The sequence below is a fragment of the Bacillus sp. FSL H8-0545 genome, assembly GCF_038006105.1.
Classification (GTDB): domain Bacteria; phylum Bacillota; class Bacilli; order Bacillales; family Bacillaceae_G; genus Bacillus_A; species Bacillus_A cereus_U.
The window spans coordinates 3,632,461-3,648,280 of the sequence record NZ_JBBOUO010000001.1 but is presented as its reverse complement, the minus strand read 5'-3'; the positions used below and the strand labels follow the sequence as shown (position 1 = coordinate 3,648,280).

Sequence of the window (15,820 nt, the reverse complement as noted above, 5' to 3'; positions counted from 1 at the left end):
GAGGCAATATATATGGCAGGACGAAAATTGAAGGACGATTACATAAATAAAGTGAAGGAGTACCATCCAAAACCGAACTATTTCATAAATTGTGTGAAGGCATTTCTTGTTGGTGGACTCATTTGTACGGCGGGAGAAGTGTTGATGAAATTTTATATACATTACTTTCACTTTAGTGAGAAAGAGGCAGGAAACCCTACAGTTGCAACTCTTGTTTTACTATCAGCGATTTTAACAGGGTGTGGTGTATATGATAAAATCGGGCAGTTTTCTGGAGCGGGATCAGCAGTACCAGTTACTGGATTTGCGAATTCTATGGCGAGTGCCGCGCTAGAACATAGGAGTGAAGGGGTTGTTCTAGGAATCGCTACTAACATGTTTAAGCTTGCAGGAAGTGTCATTGTATTTGGAGTCGTCGGTGCATACATTATCGGGCTAATAAGATATACATTTCAAATTTTAATGTCTTAAAGGAGGGGTGGGTATGAGATTGACAGGAAAACAAACGTGGGTATTTCAAAATGATATCTTCGTGAATGCAACTGGTACTGCTGTCGGTCCGAAAGAAGCTGAAGGCCCTCTTGGAAAGGATTTTGATATTTCATATTCTGACTTACATTGCGGAGAGGAAAACTGGGAACTTGCTGAACGAAGGTTAATGTCAGACTCGATTCAACAAGCGATGCAAAAAGGGAATATAAAAAAATCACAAATTGATTTCTTTTTAGCGGGAGATTTATTAAACCAAACAGTGACAGCAAATTACGTTGCTCGTGAGTATGGTATTCCTTTTTTAGGGATGTTCAGCGCTTGTGCGACGTCAATGGAAACTTTGGCTGTTGGATCAGCTTTTATAGATGGTGGATTTGCGAATCGTATTTTAGCTACAGTAAGTAGTCATAATGCGACGGCTGAAAGACAATTTCGTTACCCAACAGAATACGGAGGACAAAAGCCAGGGACAGCAAACTCAACTGTTACTGGAGCAGGGTCAATATTAATTAGCAATGAGGAGAGTGCAATTAAAATAACAGCAGCAACAATCGGCAAAGTACAAGATTTAGGAATTGCTAATCCTTTAGATATGGGATCAGCGATGGCACCAGCTGCTGCTCATACAATTCAACAGCATTTTGAAGATTTGAGAAGAAGTGCAGCTGATTATGATCTTATTGTTACTGGTGATTTATCAGCTGTTGGGACACCAATTGCGAGACAACTTTTACTTGAGGAAGGATATGATTTGGGGAATGTATACAACGATTGTGGATTAATGATTTACAATTCAAATCAAGAAGAAGTGTTTGCAGGGGGCAGTGGTTGTGCGTGTTCAGCTGTTGTAACATACGGCCATTTATTGCGTGAAATGCAAAAAGGGAATTTACAAAGAATTTTTGTCGTTGCAACTGGAGCTCTATTAAGCCCCATGATGATGCAACAGAAGGAAACGATTCCAACGATTGCGCATGGTGTTGTGTTTGAAAGCGTTAAAGGAGAGTGAATTGTGGATTTTATATACGCATTTCTTGTAGGAGGAGCTATTTGTGTAATTGGACAAGTGTTGCTGGATTTCGCAAAGTTAACACCGGCACATTTAATGGCAACTTTTGTAGTCGCCGGAGCTATTTTAGACGGATTCGGATTGTACGATAAGCTTATAAAATTTGCAGGTGCTGGGGCAACGGTCCCTATTACAAGTTTTGGACACTCACTATTGCACGGGGCAATGCATGCGGCAGAAAAACATGGATATTTAGGAATTGGAATCGGTATGTTTAGTTTAACGTCTGCGGGGATTTCAGCAGCGATATTATTTTCATTTTTTGTTGCACTTATATGTAAACCGAAAGGATAAATCAAATGAGACGAAGGGTTGTTTTGGTCACAGATGGAGATGAATATGCAAAGCGGACAATTGAGCTGTTAACAAAGGAATTTGGGGGAAGGTGTATTTCGGCATCGCAAAGTAATCCGACCAAATTGACAGGGAAGAAAGTTGTTGAGCTTATTATGCAAACGCCATATGACCCTGTATTTGTCATGTTTGATGACAGCGGATTTATAGGAGAAGGATCTGGTGAAAAGGCGTTAAAGTATGTCGCAACACATAAACAAGTTGATGTACTGGGTATTTTAGCAGTAGCATCTAATACACATCATTGGGAATGGGCGCGTGTAGATGTAAGTGTAGATCGGAATGGGAATTTGACAGAATACGGCGTTGATAAATTTGGACTCCCAGATGGTGAAGTTGGCAGGATTAGTGGGGATACGATTTATTGTTTAGATGGTCTGAATGTTCCTGTCATTGTGGGGGTCGGTGATATTGGTAAGATGTGCGGAAATGATGAATGGGAGAGAGGATCACCTATTACTAGAAAAGCGATTCAATTAATTTTGGAAAGGAGTGGGTTTTATGACGAAGCCTAAAAAAGTGAATATCCCGATTTCATCTTTTTTAAGTGATAATGAAAACTACTTAAAGCAAACAGTTGGACTCGGTGTTACATACGATGTTGGTATTCGTAAATTTCAAATTTTAAATAAAGAAATTGGTGTGTTATTTGTAAATGGACTTTGTGATACGAATTATATTATCCCTATTTTAGAAGAAGCGGTGGATACAAATGAAATAAGGGATGTAGAAGAAGATACAGTGAAGCTTTTAGAGAATCGTTTAATTCATCAACAAGTAAGTAAAGTGAAAACGATGGATGAGGTAATGCTCCAAGTATTATCAGGACTCATTATTATATTTGTGGAAGGCGAAACGGAAGCGTTCGCAATAGATGTTCGTAGTTATCCGGGCAGGACACCGACAGAACCAGATACAGAAAAGGTAGTGCGCGGTGCAAGGGATGGTTTTGTTGAAAATATCGTTGTAAATACAGCATTAATTCGTAGAAGGATACGCGATCCACGTCTTCGAAATGAAATGATTCGAGTCGGAGATAGATCGCAAACGGATATTTGTATTACATACGTTCAAGATGTTGCAAATCCAGATTTAGTAAAGATTATAAAACAAGAATTAAATAACATTGATGTAGATGGGATTACGATGGCGGATAAAACAGTAGAAGAATTTGTAGTTAAACAAGGTTATAATCCATTCCCGCTTATTCGATACACAGAAAGACCAGATGTAGCAGCAAATCATCTATTAGAAGGACATGTGTTAGTACTCGTTGACACATCACCAAGTGTTATGATCACTCCAACAACATATTTCCACCATTTACAGCATGCAGAAGAGTTTAGACAAAATCCAGCTGTAGGTACATTTTTACGTTGGGTACGTTTTTTAGGTGTTATATTTTCGCTGTTCTTACTGCCATTTTGGTTAGTTTTTGTTTTTAATCCAACTCTTTTACCGGATAGTCTTGCTTTCATTGGACCAAACAAGATGACGCACTTACCAATTTTATTACAAATTTTGATGGCGGAAGTCGGACTCGAATTTTTAAGAATGGCTGCCATCCATACACCGACATCATTGTCGTCTGCAGCAGGATTAATTTCTGCCATATTAATTGGTCAAATTGCAATTGATGTAGGTTTATTTGTACCAGAAGTTATTTTGTATGTAGCGGTTTCTATGATTGGATCATTTGCAACGCCGAGTTATGAACTTGGACTTGGAAATAAGGTCGGAAAATTGTTTGTTATTATTTTAACAGGCATATTTCATGAAATGGGATTTGTCATTGGAATGACGATGTTGATTCTATTTTTAACATCTATAAGAAGCTTGCAAACACCGTATTTATGGCCGTTTTTACCGTTTGATTGGGGCGCGTTAACGAAAATTTTACTTCGTCCAACTATGTCTAGTTTAAAGGTTCGTCCAAGTATTGTAAGACCTCAAAATGTGAGAAGACAAAAATAAGCGGGGTTATGAAGTGACCCCTAAAAGTTAGACACGGTTATTTCATTAGGCAGCTTGATAAAAGTGAGTCCGGTATTGTACCGGGCTCATTTTTAATTTTGCCTTTATCCGTTTCGTATTATAATAATCTATATATTTTTCTAATTCTATTTTAAAATGCTCTACACTTTCAAACTCTTTTATGTAGAGGAATTCCGACTTCATGATCCCAAAGAAATTCTCCATTACTGCGTTGTCATAACAGTTTCCTTTTCGAGACATACTCTGCACAATACCTCTTGATTCAAGTGTACGGACATATTGTTTCATTTGATAATGCCACCCTTGATCTGAATGTATCAATAGTTGGTGATTTTCAGGTAAACGTTCTAATGCTTTCTCTAACATTTCTGAAACAAGTGAATACGTCGGTCTAGAGCCAATTGTATATGTAATAATTTCACCATTATACAAGTCTAATACAGGTGATAAATAAAGTTTCTCTCCAAACAATTTAAACTCTGTGATGTCTGTTACCCATTTTTGATTCGGTGCATCTGCATGAAAACTGCGCGCTAAAATATTTGGTGCAATTTTACCGAATTTCCCCTTATAAGACTTATATTTTTTCATACGCACAACACACTTTAATCCAAGCTCTTTCATAATGCGCTGAACCTTCTTGTGATTTACTTTCTGACCACGATTCGATTCGTCAACTCATCACGAATGCGACGGTAGCCATAACGACCTTCATTTTCCTCATAAATCGCTTTAATTTCGGCTTTCAAATCGGCATCTAAATCCGGACGATTCATTTTCTTTACTAAATCATAATACGTGCTTCGTGGAATATCAGCTAGCTCCACGAGTGCCTTCACCGAATATTTATGCCTTAATTCATAGACTACTTGCGCTTTGTCTTGTTTAGTGACTTTTCCTTGTTTTGAACTAAGGCATTCAACTTTTTTAAGTACTCATTTTCCATTTCAAGCTGTTTAATACGTGCTTCAAGTGCTTCGACTGAACCTTCAACTGGTGCTTGTTTTGATTGTTTATTTGACTCTTTTTTCATGGATGGACGCCCCTTTTTCTTTGATTGAAGGGCATCGATTCCTTGTGTTTCGAGTTGTTTTTTCCAAACAATAATCGTTGAAGGGGCAGGAATGTTAAAGATAGCTGCCGTTTCAAATAAGGACGTACCGTTTTCAATCATATAATTTAGTACGTCTAGTTTAAATTGTTGTGTGTAATTTGTATACCGTTTTAGAAAAGCTTCCACACCATTTTGCTTATATTGGTTTACCCAATTCAAAATTACTGTGTCCCTTATACCGATCGCTTTACCAATTTCTCGATAACTTTCATTTCCGTTCAAATAACGTAGAACGATATGTATTTTTTCATCAGCTGTAAATTTAGCCATAGAAAAACTGCACCTCCAATTGTTAGACTGTGTCTAACAATTGGGGTGCAGTTCATTATGCTCCTGCTTATTTTTTATTGAAAATTTATTATTTTTTTAACAAAAATCAAACATTTTTTTTGTACAATTAGAGTAGATATTGTGTATGAAAGGGGAAGAGGACATGATTAAATTATTTGTAAGTGATTTAGATGATACGCTCGTTTACAATGTGAATCATATGCAAAAAGAAGATGAACGAGCGCTTTGTTGGCTAGCTGAAAAAGGGACAAATATTTGTTTTGCCTCTGGCCGTTTTACTCACCGAATTGATGAGGCGGTAAAAAGGTTTTCGTTCCCGTATTACACAACTAGTTTAAATGGAGCGACAATGATACTACCGGATGGAAAAGTATTTCATGAATCGAGTTTTGAAGATGGGGTTGCCCAGGAAATATATCGATATATACATAAAAAGGGACTAGCAGATATTGTTTGTGCAAATGAGCAGCGATATACAAAAAGGAAGAATGAACATCATCATACTTTTGAAGAGTATATGGGAGTGCATATTGCTGAAATCGAAGAACTAGAAGAGGAATTTGGGAAGACTGTACATCCTGCGAAATTATTTGTTTTTGGCGAAGAAGAAAAAATTGTAGCATTAGATCAAGAGTTGCGAGATACATTTCATAGCCAAGCGGAAGTTTTTATATCGGGTAAGCGCTATGTTGACATTATGCCAAGAGGTGTAAGTAAAGGAAGCGCTCTGAAGCGATTAATGGAACATTTACAAATTGAAGCAAATGAAGTTGCATGTATTGGAGATTCTTTCAATGATATTTCTATGTTTGAAGTAACCCCGCACTCCTTCACCCTCCATCATGCTCATCCGTATGTGAAGGAGAAAGCAAATCATGTTGTTCGTTCGGTTGAAGAAGCTATTATGAAATTACCGTTACTTGTATAAAAAAGAAGCTCGTCACTGGCGAGCTTCTTTTTTACTTGAATAAAGATTTAACGAAATCAATGATACTAGAGAAGAAATCTTTTACTTTATCTAGGAAACTTTGTCCTTCTTCAGATCCTAAGAAGGCAGACACATGGTCTTTTGCTTTATCTAATTGACTACCAACTTGGTTCCAATCGATATTAAGATTTTTCATTTTATCAAATAACGATACTAAGTTATCCAACTGTTCATCTGTTAATGTAATGCCAAGTTGATCAGCAATTTTTTTAATTAATGAACGTAAATCTTCAGTTGTTTTTGGCTGTTCTTTTGCAATTTCTTCTTTAATTTTTGCAACAAGTTGAACTGCTTTGTCTTCACCGATTTTATCACCAAGTTTTGCTGTTTGTACCATTTCTTCATTGGCTACTTTTTTAACATCTTCTGGAATTTCCTTGTTCGATGTTGTTTCATAGGCCTTCATTAAACCTGTTAAAGCAGCAGTTCCGGAAACTTTAAATGGTGCAGTAATTTGAATCTCTGCATCTTTCACACCTGCTGTAATAAGTGCATTTGTGTACATTGCATCTGTTATCGAATTAATGTTTTTTGAGCGTACAATGAGACCTGACCCTGGTTTTGTGTATGTAATCATAGAAGAGGAAATTGCTCTTGTACCAATTTGTGCTTTTGGAACAATTCCTTCTAGAAATTTATGTTCTTCCGCATTAGACACAGTGATGATTGTAGCATCTTTTGGTGCTTTCATTTCTTTTAACAGCTCTTGTTTTTGTTGTTCAGATAAGTTTTCTCCTAGTGTAACAATTGATTCTCCCTCAATGATGTCTGCAAATGAAGCTGTTGGCATAATAAATACGGCTACAGCTAATAGCAGAGCTAGTAATTTCGCTTTCACGAAAAATCGCTCCCTTTCTCTTTCTGAAATTTTCGGGCAACACAGTTATTATAGTATATTTTAAAAATTTGTCACCTAGCTTTTTCCACATTTCGAAAAAGAAGTATGCAGATTGTCGGATTCTTTTTGTTTCTCGTCATGAATATGGTAATATAGTGCTGAGATAGTTGAAAGGAGACATATACATATGAAAACTTTAGGATACATATTAATGGAAAATGGCGAAAAAATCGATTTAGAATTTTACCCAGAAGAGGCACCAAAAACAGTAGAAAACTTTAAGAAATTAGCAGAGCAAGGATTTTATGACGGTGTGACATTCCACCGCGTTATTCCTGGCTTCGTAAGCCAAGGTGGAGACCCAACAGGCACAGGTGCAGGTGGCCCAGGTTACTCTATTCCATGTGAGACTGATGGAAATCCTCGTAGACACCTTGTTGGATCACTTTCTATGGCACATGCTGGTCGTAATACAGGTGGTAGCCAATTTTTTGTTGTTCATGAGCCACAACCGCATTTAGATGGCGTACATACTGTATTCGGTAAAGCAACAAGCGGTATTGAAACGGTATTAAACATGCGTCAAGGCGATGTAATGAAAGAAGTTAAAGTTTGGGAAGAATAAGTTGTGAGAAAAAGAGAGCGATTTTGCTCTCTTTTTTTATTTCCTATAAACAGGAATTGGTATATATTTTAAAGTATATGACACAAATAGGACGGCTACTAACGTTAAATTATATTGTTCATGAGAACACACTTTTAACAAAACACATAGGATGGAGTACGAATTATATGCTTCAATAAATGGATTTCTCTTAACATATTGCTTTTGGTAGAACTACTTTGTTCAAAAGTGGTTAATAAGTGAAATGTGATGAGAAAGGGATTCTCCTTTTAGTTCCTATACAGTATTGTCTCTTTTTTGAGTGGTGTAATAGAAAGAAATAGCGTGGAAACATATATTTGACTTTCTTCTTAACGCTTTGTATGATTATCAAGTTGTTTCAGCCTCTTCTCACTCTGGTAAAAATATTGTAGAATGAATGTGATATGAAAAGAGTGATTGATGGGATAAATAGTTTGTAACTTTTGTAAGAAGGGATAAGGGTTATGTTAATTCGTTTTAAAAAAAGTTATGAAAAAATTGCAATGGGGCTTCTTTCATTTATGCCAACTGAAAAAGATGTAAAAACATTACAATTGACAATGAAAGAGTATGAAGCGAAAGAGGATTGGCAATTGTATTTGTGGAAACAAAATGAAGATTTTGTTGGGATAATGGGGATTATAAAAAAAGAAGATCAGGTATTGGAAATTCAGCATTTGAGCGTGAATCCGTCTCACCGTCATATGGGGATTGGGACGAAGATGGTTCAAGGGCTTAAGAGTAAATTTCTTGAGTTTACAATTTGCGGAAATGAGCAAACAGCAAGTTTTTGCAAAAAGTGTAAAGAGCTTGAACAAAATATACATTCATGAAAGCAGGGATAAGTAGTTTATTATCTCTGCTTTCTTTTTTGTAGTTGTTCGTGTCGTTCAGAAATGACTTCTGTTCGATCGCGCAATGTGTGCTTATTTATGATGTATTCACCAGGAATGAAATTCACATCTTTCCAAGAGAGGTTTTGTTTCTTACATAACTGTATGCATTGTTTTTCTAACGATGCGTCTAATAATGGTAAAAATAACGGCGCGAAAAATTCCTTTTTGTGGATAGATTGTAACCTTTCATTTAATAAGAATATAAGTTGTTTATGATCTATTCCTAATTGATGTAAAGATGTACTGTTCTTTTCTAAAAGTGCTATTGCGCTTTTTATCATCTTCTCTGCACCATTCCAGTTGGATCGTCTGTGATGGTATAAGGAAACAGCAATTTGAATGAGACCGACTAAGTAAGTGTCGCGTTCTCCTCTAGGTTTTAATTTCCAATACTCTTCTAATATTTCATGACATTCAAAATAATCACAGTCTCCGTGAAAATGAATTAAAAATTGTATGTACTCGGTAGGATACATTTTTTTCGCTCCTGTCTAACGGTTATATGTACAGTTTATCATAGAAATATTAACAATAAGCGACTAGGGAAGTATCCCTAGTCGCTTTATTGCGTCCTATTAGCAGAAGCAAGCTGCTCCTACAATAATTAGTAAAATGAACAGTACAACAAGTAATGCGAACCCACCGCTAAAACCACAATCAACGTGACCCATAGTTTTTTGACCTCCTACATTGTTCTTACTACATTGTTATCATATGAAGCGGTGGGCATTATGACATGGGCATAGGTCTATTTTTAATTAAATTTCTTAAAAAGGTTGGATAGAACATGAGTATGCTCTATACTTATGGTGTTATAGAAAAAATGTGGTGGGATGCTTTGTGCAGTATAATTTTAAAGTAGAGGCTTTTGAAGGGCCTTTAGATCTATTGTTACACTTAATACATCGTTACGAAATCGATATATATAATATTCCTGTAGCGGAAATTACAGAGCAATATCTATCTTATGTCCATACGATGAAAGAATTACAATTAGATGTTGCCAGTGAGTATTTAGTAATGGCTGCAACGTTATTACAAATTAAAAGTAAAATGTTGTTACCGAAACAAGAAGAAGATGTACCTGATAACGGTGAAGACTTTATAGATGACCCTCGTCAAGAATTGATGGAGAGGTTAATTGAATATAAGAAATATAAGCAAGTTGCTACTGAGTTAAAAGAAAGAGAACAAGAAAGAGCACAGCTATATACACGTCCGCCAATTGATTTTACATCATTTCAACAAGAAGAGGAGACAAGCTTACCTCTTGATGTTACGTTATATGATATGTTAGCGGCATTTCAAAAGCTAATGCGTCGTAAAAAAGCAAAGACCCCCGTAACAACGCGAATTACTCGCCAAGAAATACCAATTGCACAGCGAATGACTGATATTCTACAACAGTTAGAAGTAAGAGGCGGTCGTCAAAGTTTTTATGATTTGTTTGCTGATGAAGAACGTGAAATAATGGTTGTAACATTTTTAGCGGTTCTTGAGCTAATGAAAAATCAACAAATCATAATTGAGCAAGAACATAATTTTGATGAAATTTTCGTATCAAGCTCTAATAAATCCGTATAGAGTTGGTATGTGAAGATGGGATAGAAATATTTTATCTTATGTTAGGTTTTAATGTATCGTTTGGAACGAGAGAAGAAATATTGAACCGAACGCATTTACTGTGATTCGGTTTTTTTATGTGTATTTTTTATGGGAAATAGGAGGAAGGAGTTCGTAAAATGGATAGAAAAGAACAAAAAGCGATTATTGAAGGGATTTTATTTGTTGCAGGTGACGAAGGGATTTATCCGGAACAGATAGCTAAAGTTCTGGAAGTTAAAGTGGAAGAAGTAATAAACAGTATAGAGGAAATGCAAAAAGAAGGTGAAGGATCGAATCGCGGTCTGCAAATTGTGCAATATGCAAAAATGTATCGTTTTGCAACAAAGAAAGAACATGCTGCATACTATCAAAAATTAATAGATACCCCAACAACGGCGTCACTGTCTCAAGCAGCTCTTGAAACGTTGGCAATCGTTGCGTACCGTCAACCGATTACAAGGACAGAAATGGAAGAGATTCGAGGCGTGAAAACAGACAAGGCATTACAAACGTTAGTTTCACACTTACTTATAAAAGAAACGGGAAGAGCGGAAGGACCAGGGCGCCCTATTTTATACGGAACGACGAAAGAGTTTTTAGATACGTTTGGATTGAAAACGTTAGATGATTTACCACCTCTTTCGGAAGAAAATGAACAAATGAATGAAGCAGATTTATTCTTTGGCTCTTTACAGGAATTATCAAAATAAAAGCTTAGCATTTTGCTAAGCTTTTTTTGTATATCAATTACAGAGCGTGCCATACTAAATGAAAAAAGGAGACGAGCTATGAAGGGTGTACGGAGTATTCTATTGTTGGTTTCTGTTTTATTATGTTTTTCGTTAAACAGCGCATCGGCTAAAAGATATATGATGTCTATTCATACTACGTCTTCTATACATATGCAGCGGCAACATTTCGGTAAAATGAAAGTGAGTTTTTTAAAAGTTGGACAAGGTGATGCGACACTTATTACATTGCCAAATGGTCAAACGATGTTAATAGATGGGGGCCCTTATGAAGCGGGAGAGGTTATTATTCAAAAACTAATTGAAAAAGGAATTAATCATTTAGATGTGATTGTAAGTACTCATCCTGATATGGACCATATAGGGGGGCTTATTCCAATTGTAGAACAAATGCCAGTTTCACTCGTATTAGATAGTGGGAAAACATATAGTTCATTTACTTATCATACGTATCGGAATAACATTAAAAAAAGAGGCATTCCTTTCATTTCAGTGAAGGAAGGACAATACATACCGCTAGATCCACATGTTTCTATACAAGTATTGAACAATGGTAAATCAAAAGACGAGAATAACGAGTCCTCAATTGTGTTAAAGATTCGATATGGTAAAGCGGACTTTTTATTAATGGGTGATGCTGATATACGGACGGAAAATGAAATATTAAAGCAATTTGATGTACATGCAGATGTATTAAAAGTTGGGCATCATGGCTCGTATACTTCAACGAGTGAAACATTCTTAAAAAAAGTAGATCCACAATTCGCTATTCTTTCGTACGGGAGTAGAAATCCGTATGGACATCCTCATCAAAGTGTAGTAAGACGATTAAAACAGCGTGGTATAATGATATACGGAACAAACAAGCGAACTGTAGAAATAGAAACAGATGGTGAACATATTACTATGGGGGCAAGCGGTCTTATGCCATTACTTAAGTAACTAATTATATAAGAGGTTATTATCCATTTTGGAAAAAATGGATAATATATATTATAATGAAAAAGAAATCAATTTCCTTTTTTCGCTGAACGAAGAGGAAATTTCATTAGAATGTATAGACAACTACTTGTGTGTATATTAAGATGGGATTAGGCGAATAAGGTAATAATAATAAGTAGGTATTTCATGGGAAAGGATCGATGAAAATGAAAACGCAAGTTGTCATCAATGCCAAAATTTATACAGGTAAAGAAGTAGTGGAAAACGGATTTATTCGTTACGCAGAAACAGTTAAAGAAATTGGTTTGATGGCTCAATATGTATCACAAGAAAATGAAACTGTGTTAGATGCGGCAGGAAAGATTGTGATTCCAGGTATGATTGATGTTCATATTCATGGTGGATACGATATTGATGCGATGGATGCAAATAGCGATGGATTAGTAACTCTTGGTAAAGAAATGTTAAAAGAAGGAGTTACAACTTACTTCCCAACAACAATGACACAAGCTCCAGAAGCGATTGAAGCGGCGCTACTTGCTGCGAAGGAAGCGAAAGATAAAGGAGCACATTTCGAATATATTCACTTAGAAGGACCATATGTTTCAAAAAAACGTGCGGGTGCACAACCACTTGAACATATTGTTCCTGCGAGTATCGAGCAATTTAAACAATGGCAGGAAGCAAGCGGTAATCTAATTAAATTAGTAACATATGCACCGGAAGAAGAAGGTGCGTTAGAGTTTGAACAGTATCTTGCTGAAACAGGTGTTGTTGGCACAATGGGGCATACAGATGCGATTGATGCACAACTGAAAAATAGAAAAATTACACATGCAACACATTTATATAACCAAATGCGTGGATTACATCATCGTGAACCAGGAGTTGTTGGTCATGTGTTATTAAATCCAGATGTAATGGTTGAAGTAATTACAGATGGTATTCACATTCACCCTGATATGGTGAAATTAGCGTATAAATTAAAAGGGCCGAAAAAAGTAAGTGTCATTACAGATGCAATGCGTGCAAAAGGTCTTGAAGAAGGATTATATGAGCTTGGTGGACAGCCAGTACATGTAAAAGATGGCAGTGCTCGATTAGAAGATGGAACGTTAGCTGGTAGTATTTTAAAAATGGATCAAGCTTTCCGAAATGTAATTGAATTTACAGGATGTTCAATCGAGGATGCAGTATTAATGACATCAGTTAACCAAGCAGAAGAGTTTGGATTAAATAATAAAGGCGCGTTAGCGGCAGGGAAAGATGCAGACTTTGTTGTTATGACTGAAGAATTACATGTATATGATACGGTTCGTTTAGGAATTCATATGAAGGAAGGGAAGTAATTAGATGAATATTCTTGTTGTAAAAACTCCAGAAGAATTAGCAGAAGCAGGTTATAAGTTAATTAAAGAGGTTGTAAAATCAAAAGAAAATCCAACTTTAGGAATGGCTACAGGAAGCTCTCCATTAGGTATTTATGCAGAAATGCGAAAAAATAAACTTGATACAAGTCATACAACCACTGTAAACTTAGATGAGTACGTAAATTTACCACACGAAGATAAAAACAGCTATCAATATTTCATGCAAGAACAGTTGTTTGATCATCTTCCATTTAAACAAACTTATGTACCGAATGGGATGGCAAGTGATTTAGAGGAAGAGTGCAAGCGTTATGAAGGCATTCTAGTAGCTAACCCAGTTGACTTACAGATTCTTGGAATCGGTGAAAACGGTCACATCGGATTTAATGAGCCAGGAACACCATTTAATTCTCCAACTAACATTGTAGAATTAACAGAATCTACGCGCCAAGCAAACCTTCGCTTCTTTGAAAATGAAGAAGATGTGCCGACTCATGCGATTACAATGGGAATTGGAAGTATTATGAAAGCAAAACAAATTCTACTTGTTGCTATGGGATCTAAAAAGGCAGAAGCTATTAAAGAGTTATTGCAAGGTGAATATAGTGAGGCGTGTCCTGCTACAGTTCTACAACGTCATCCGAATGTAACCGTAATCGCAGATCCAGAAGCTCTATCTTTATGCAGTGAGGCGATTGCTGATGAACATCGACAAGTATTCACCATTTCCGATCTATTATCAGATTCAAGAGTGGGTGAAACAGCTAATTGAGGAAGGCGAATGGAAGCCGGGAGATAAAATTCCATCTGAGAATGAACTTTGTGATAAGTTCGAAGTGAGTCGTATGACAATCAGACAGGCGATTAATAACTTAGTGGAACAAGGTTATTTATACCGGAAACGTGGGATTGGAACGTTCGTCCAACTTCCGAAAGTGGAGCAAAAGTTGCAAGGAATGACGGGATTCACAGAAGATATGATTTCTCGTGGTATGAAACCGAGCAGCCAGTTATTAAGTTTCCGCCTAGTTCCAGCTACTGCTAAAATAGCAGACCGGCTGAGAATACAAGAGGGAGAATCGGTTTATGAAGTGAGGCGTACGCGCTTAGCTGATGACGAACCGATTGCATTTGAGACGACATATTTGTCGCCAACTCTTGTGAAAGATATTAACGAAGAAATATTGCAACAATCTTTATATGAACATTTAGAGAAAAAACTGGGCTTTAAGCTTGTTCGCGCTACTCAATCAATTGAAGCTTCAATTGCAACGGATAATGAAGCTGAACATCTGCATATTCCTAAAAAGGCGCCTGTACTTGTAATGCGTCAATGGTCATATTCAGAAGGTGAGTTACCGTTAGAGTATGTGAAATGTATTTATCGTGGGGATCGTTACAAGTTTATTACGAACATCGCACGTAACAAGTAATATATTTCAGTTTGTGAAGTACAGTGAACTTTGATGTTTTCAACATGTAAAGAAATAAAAACACGACTCGATCCTTATAAGGATCGAGTCGTATTTTTATTTGCTTCTTCATTATAAACAAGTACTTGGTTAACGGCATCTTTGACAGCATCTACTACATAGTGAGCGTGCTCTTTTACCGCGTCATCAGCTTGAGACATAGCAAAACTATGAGGAGTTAAAGAAAACATTGGAATATCATTGTAAGAATCCCCTATGCACGCAACCTCCTCTGGTTGTATTTGAAACTCTTGTAATAAAACAGAAATAGCAGAACCTTTACTAATATTTGGTGGCATTACATCTAAACATTGTTCAGCTGAAATGAAAGTACTAACTTTTCCATGGAATTTTTCATCAATCTTTTTTTGAAGGAGTTGTAAGTTTTCCTTTGTTCCACCGATAGAAATTTTATTTGGAAAAATTGTATCATCGATTTTCTGTAATAAATTTGGTTCTTCAACAGAAGTCATTGTTATTTGTTTTTCGAGTTCATGAATAAAAGGTGTCTTTTCTTCAATATAGTAATTATGCTCATCACTTACATAACGGAAATAAGGGTCTTCATTTGTCATTGATAACAAATCAGGTAGAATACTGGAATCGAATGTTGCAGATAATAGTTGTTTATTTTCTTGTGTATATACGAAAACACCGTTCACACTAATGCGATGGAAATTTGTATTTACAGCCTTCATTAAGTCTGCGATTTCATTATCAAGTCGCCCGGAAGCGAAACAAAGAATAACATTTTGCTCAGCAAGACTGCGAAGTGCTACAATATCTTGTTCATCAATTAGACCTCCATGTTGCATCATTGTACCGTCGATATCACTTACAAACATTTTAATCATGTTGCTATCTCCTTTCTATGTACAGTTGCTCTTACATTATACGCATCATATACAAACATGTCTAAAAAATGAATTTTTATCAAATGGTAGATGTTTTACATTGACGACAAAGAAGAATATTCTGTAACATAAAAGTAGGCTATTT

18 protein-coding genes and 1 pseudogene are annotated in these 15,820 nt (G+C 36.3%); 14 read left to right on the top strand and 5 right to left on the bottom strand.

Features of this window, described 5'->3' with window-relative positions; all coding sequences use genetic code 11:
* Positions 1 to 12: 12 nt before the first annotated feature.
* From spoVAC to spoVAF, 5 genes are read left to right on the top strand one after another with little or no spacing between them, the layout of a single operon-like run.
* Positions 13 to 471, top strand: a complete 459-nt coding sequence (gene spoVAC, locus MHI07_RS19030; RefSeq protein WP_002160614.1) for a stage V sporulation protein AC — start codon at positions 13 to 15, stop codon at positions 469 to 471.
* A 13-nt stretch (positions 472 to 484) separates the two neighbouring features.
* Positions 485 to 1,501 carry a stage V sporulation protein AD gene (gene spoVAD, locus MHI07_RS19025; RefSeq protein WP_016106086.1) on the top strand — a complete coding sequence of 339 codons (1,017 nt, stop codon included), beginning with the start codon at positions 485 to 487 and terminating at the stop codon, positions 1,499 to 1,501.
* A gap of 3 nt (positions 1,502 to 1,504) precedes the next feature.
* Positions 1,505 to 1,855, top strand: coding sequence for a stage V sporulation protein AE (gene spoVAE / locus MHI07_RS19020; RefSeq protein ID WP_002014916.1), 351 nt, complete (start codon positions 1,505 to 1,507; stop codon positions 1,853 to 1,855).
* A gap of 5 nt (positions 1,856 to 1,860) precedes the next feature.
* On the top strand, positions 1,861 to 2,430 hold the full coding sequence (locus MHI07_RS19015) for a stage V sporulation protein AE (RefSeq protein ID WP_002111611.1): 570 nt from the start codon (positions 1,861 to 1,863) through the stop codon (positions 2,428 to 2,430).
* On the top strand, positions 2,417 to 3,889 hold the full coding sequence (gene spoVAF / locus MHI07_RS19010) for a spore germination protein SpoVAF (RefSeq protein WP_264539105.1): 1,473 nt from the start codon (positions 2,417 to 2,419) through the stop codon (positions 3,887 to 3,889). The genes MHI07_RS19015 and spoVAF overlap by 14 nt, the downstream gene beginning before the upstream one ends.
* Before the next feature lie 45 nt (positions 3,890 to 3,934).
* Here spoVAF and MHI07_RS19005 read toward each other — a convergent pair.
* Positions 3,935 to 5,294: pseudogene (locus MHI07_RS19005) on the bottom strand (IS3 family transposase).
* A 145-nt stretch (positions 5,295 to 5,439) separates the two neighbouring features.
* On the opposite strand from MHI07_RS19005, the gene MHI07_RS19000 reads away from it, so the two are divergent.
* Positions 5,440 to 6,243, top strand: a complete 804-nt coding sequence (locus tag MHI07_RS19000) for a Cof-type HAD-IIB family hydrolase (RefSeq protein WP_215579553.1) — start codon at positions 5,440 to 5,442, stop codon at positions 6,241 to 6,243.
* A gap of 31 nt (positions 6,244 to 6,274) precedes the next feature.
* Here MHI07_RS19000 and MHI07_RS18995 read toward each other — a convergent pair whose 3' ends face one another.
* Positions 6,275 to 7,141, bottom strand: coding sequence for a DUF1002 domain-containing protein (locus MHI07_RS18995; protein WP_078172871.1), 867 nt, complete (start codon positions 7,139 to 7,141; stop codon positions 6,275 to 6,277).
* A 187-nt stretch (positions 7,142 to 7,328) separates the two neighbouring features.
* Between MHI07_RS18995 and MHI07_RS18990 the strand changes: the two genes are divergently transcribed.
* Both MHI07_RS18990 and ribT read left to right on the top strand, forming a co-directional pair.
* Positions 7,329 to 7,766 (top strand): peptidylprolyl isomerase, encoded by a 438-nt coding sequence (locus tag MHI07_RS18990; RefSeq protein ID WP_002160618.1) that lies wholly within the window; start codon positions 7,329 to 7,331, stop codon positions 7,764 to 7,766.
* Between the two features lie 485 nt (positions 7,767 to 8,251).
* A complete protein-coding gene (gene ribT, locus MHI07_RS18985) occupies positions 8,252 to 8,620 on the top strand; it encodes a GNAT family N-acetyltransferase RibT (protein WP_002160619.1) in 369 nt (122 codons plus the stop codon).
* Positions 8,621 to 8,640: 20 nt separating this feature from the next.
* On the opposite strand, the gene MHI07_RS18980 is transcribed toward ribT, so the two are convergent.
* Both MHI07_RS18980 and MHI07_RS18975 read right to left on the bottom strand, forming a co-directional pair.
* A complete protein-coding gene (locus MHI07_RS18980; protein WP_078172872.1) occupies positions 8,641 to 9,159 on the bottom strand; it encodes a DUF309 domain-containing protein in 519 nt (172 codons plus the stop codon).
* Between the two features lie 99 nt (positions 9,160 to 9,258).
* Positions 9,259 to 9,354: a YjcZ family sporulation protein gene (locus MHI07_RS18975; protein ID WP_000510194.1), complete on the bottom strand. Its 96-nt coding sequence runs from the start codon at positions 9,352 to 9,354 to the stop codon at positions 9,259 to 9,261.
* 169 nt (positions 9,355 to 9,523) lie between these two features.
* Here MHI07_RS18975 and MHI07_RS18970 point away from each other — a divergent pair, with 169 nt between their 5' ends.
* The 6 genes from MHI07_RS18970 to phnF all read left to right on the top strand — a co-directional run bounded on the left by MHI07_RS18970 (position 9,524) and on the right by phnF (position 14,782).
* Positions 9,524 to 10,267 carry a segregation/condensation protein A gene (locus MHI07_RS18970; protein ID WP_002145923.1) on the top strand — a complete coding sequence of 248 codons (744 nt, stop codon included), beginning with the start codon at positions 9,524 to 9,526 and terminating at the stop codon, positions 10,265 to 10,267.
* A gap of 158 nt (positions 10,268 to 10,425) precedes the next feature.
* Complete coding sequence (scpB, locus tag MHI07_RS18965; RefSeq protein WP_078172873.1) at positions 10,426 to 10,998, top strand: SMC-Scp complex subunit ScpB; 573 nt, start codon at positions 10,426 to 10,428, stop codon at positions 10,996 to 10,998.
* Between the two features lie 78 nt (positions 10,999 to 11,076).
* Positions 11,077 to 11,979 carry a ComEC/Rec2 family competence protein gene (locus MHI07_RS18960; RefSeq protein WP_002145925.1) on the top strand — a complete coding sequence of 301 codons (903 nt, stop codon included), beginning with the start codon at positions 11,077 to 11,079 and terminating at the stop codon, positions 11,977 to 11,979.
* A 206-nt stretch (positions 11,980 to 12,185) separates the two neighbouring features.
* On the top strand, positions 12,186 to 13,328 hold the full coding sequence (nagA, locus tag MHI07_RS18955) for an N-acetylglucosamine-6-phosphate deacetylase (RefSeq protein ID WP_002160622.1): 1,143 nt from the start codon (positions 12,186 to 12,188) through the stop codon (positions 13,326 to 13,328).
* 4 nt (positions 13,329 to 13,332) lie between these two features.
* Complete coding sequence (gene nagB / locus MHI07_RS18950) at positions 13,333 to 14,121, top strand: glucosamine-6-phosphate deaminase (protein WP_002160623.1); 789 nt, start codon at positions 13,333 to 13,335, stop codon at positions 14,119 to 14,121.
* Entirely contained in the window at positions 14,051 to 14,782 is a 732-nt protein-coding gene (gene phnF / locus MHI07_RS18945; protein ID WP_078172874.1) for a phosphonate metabolism transcriptional regulator PhnF, read from the top strand. Before nagB ends, phnF begins: the two co-directional genes overlap by 71 nt.
* A 74-nt stretch (positions 14,783 to 14,856) precedes the next feature.
* Here the strand turns inward: phnF and MHI07_RS18940 are convergent, their stop codons facing one another.
* Positions 14,857 to 15,675, bottom strand: coding sequence for a Cof-type HAD-IIB family hydrolase (locus MHI07_RS18940; RefSeq protein ID WP_002160624.1), 819 nt, complete (start codon positions 15,673 to 15,675; stop codon positions 14,857 to 14,859).
* Between the last annotated feature and the right edge of the window lie 145 nt (positions 15,676 to 15,820).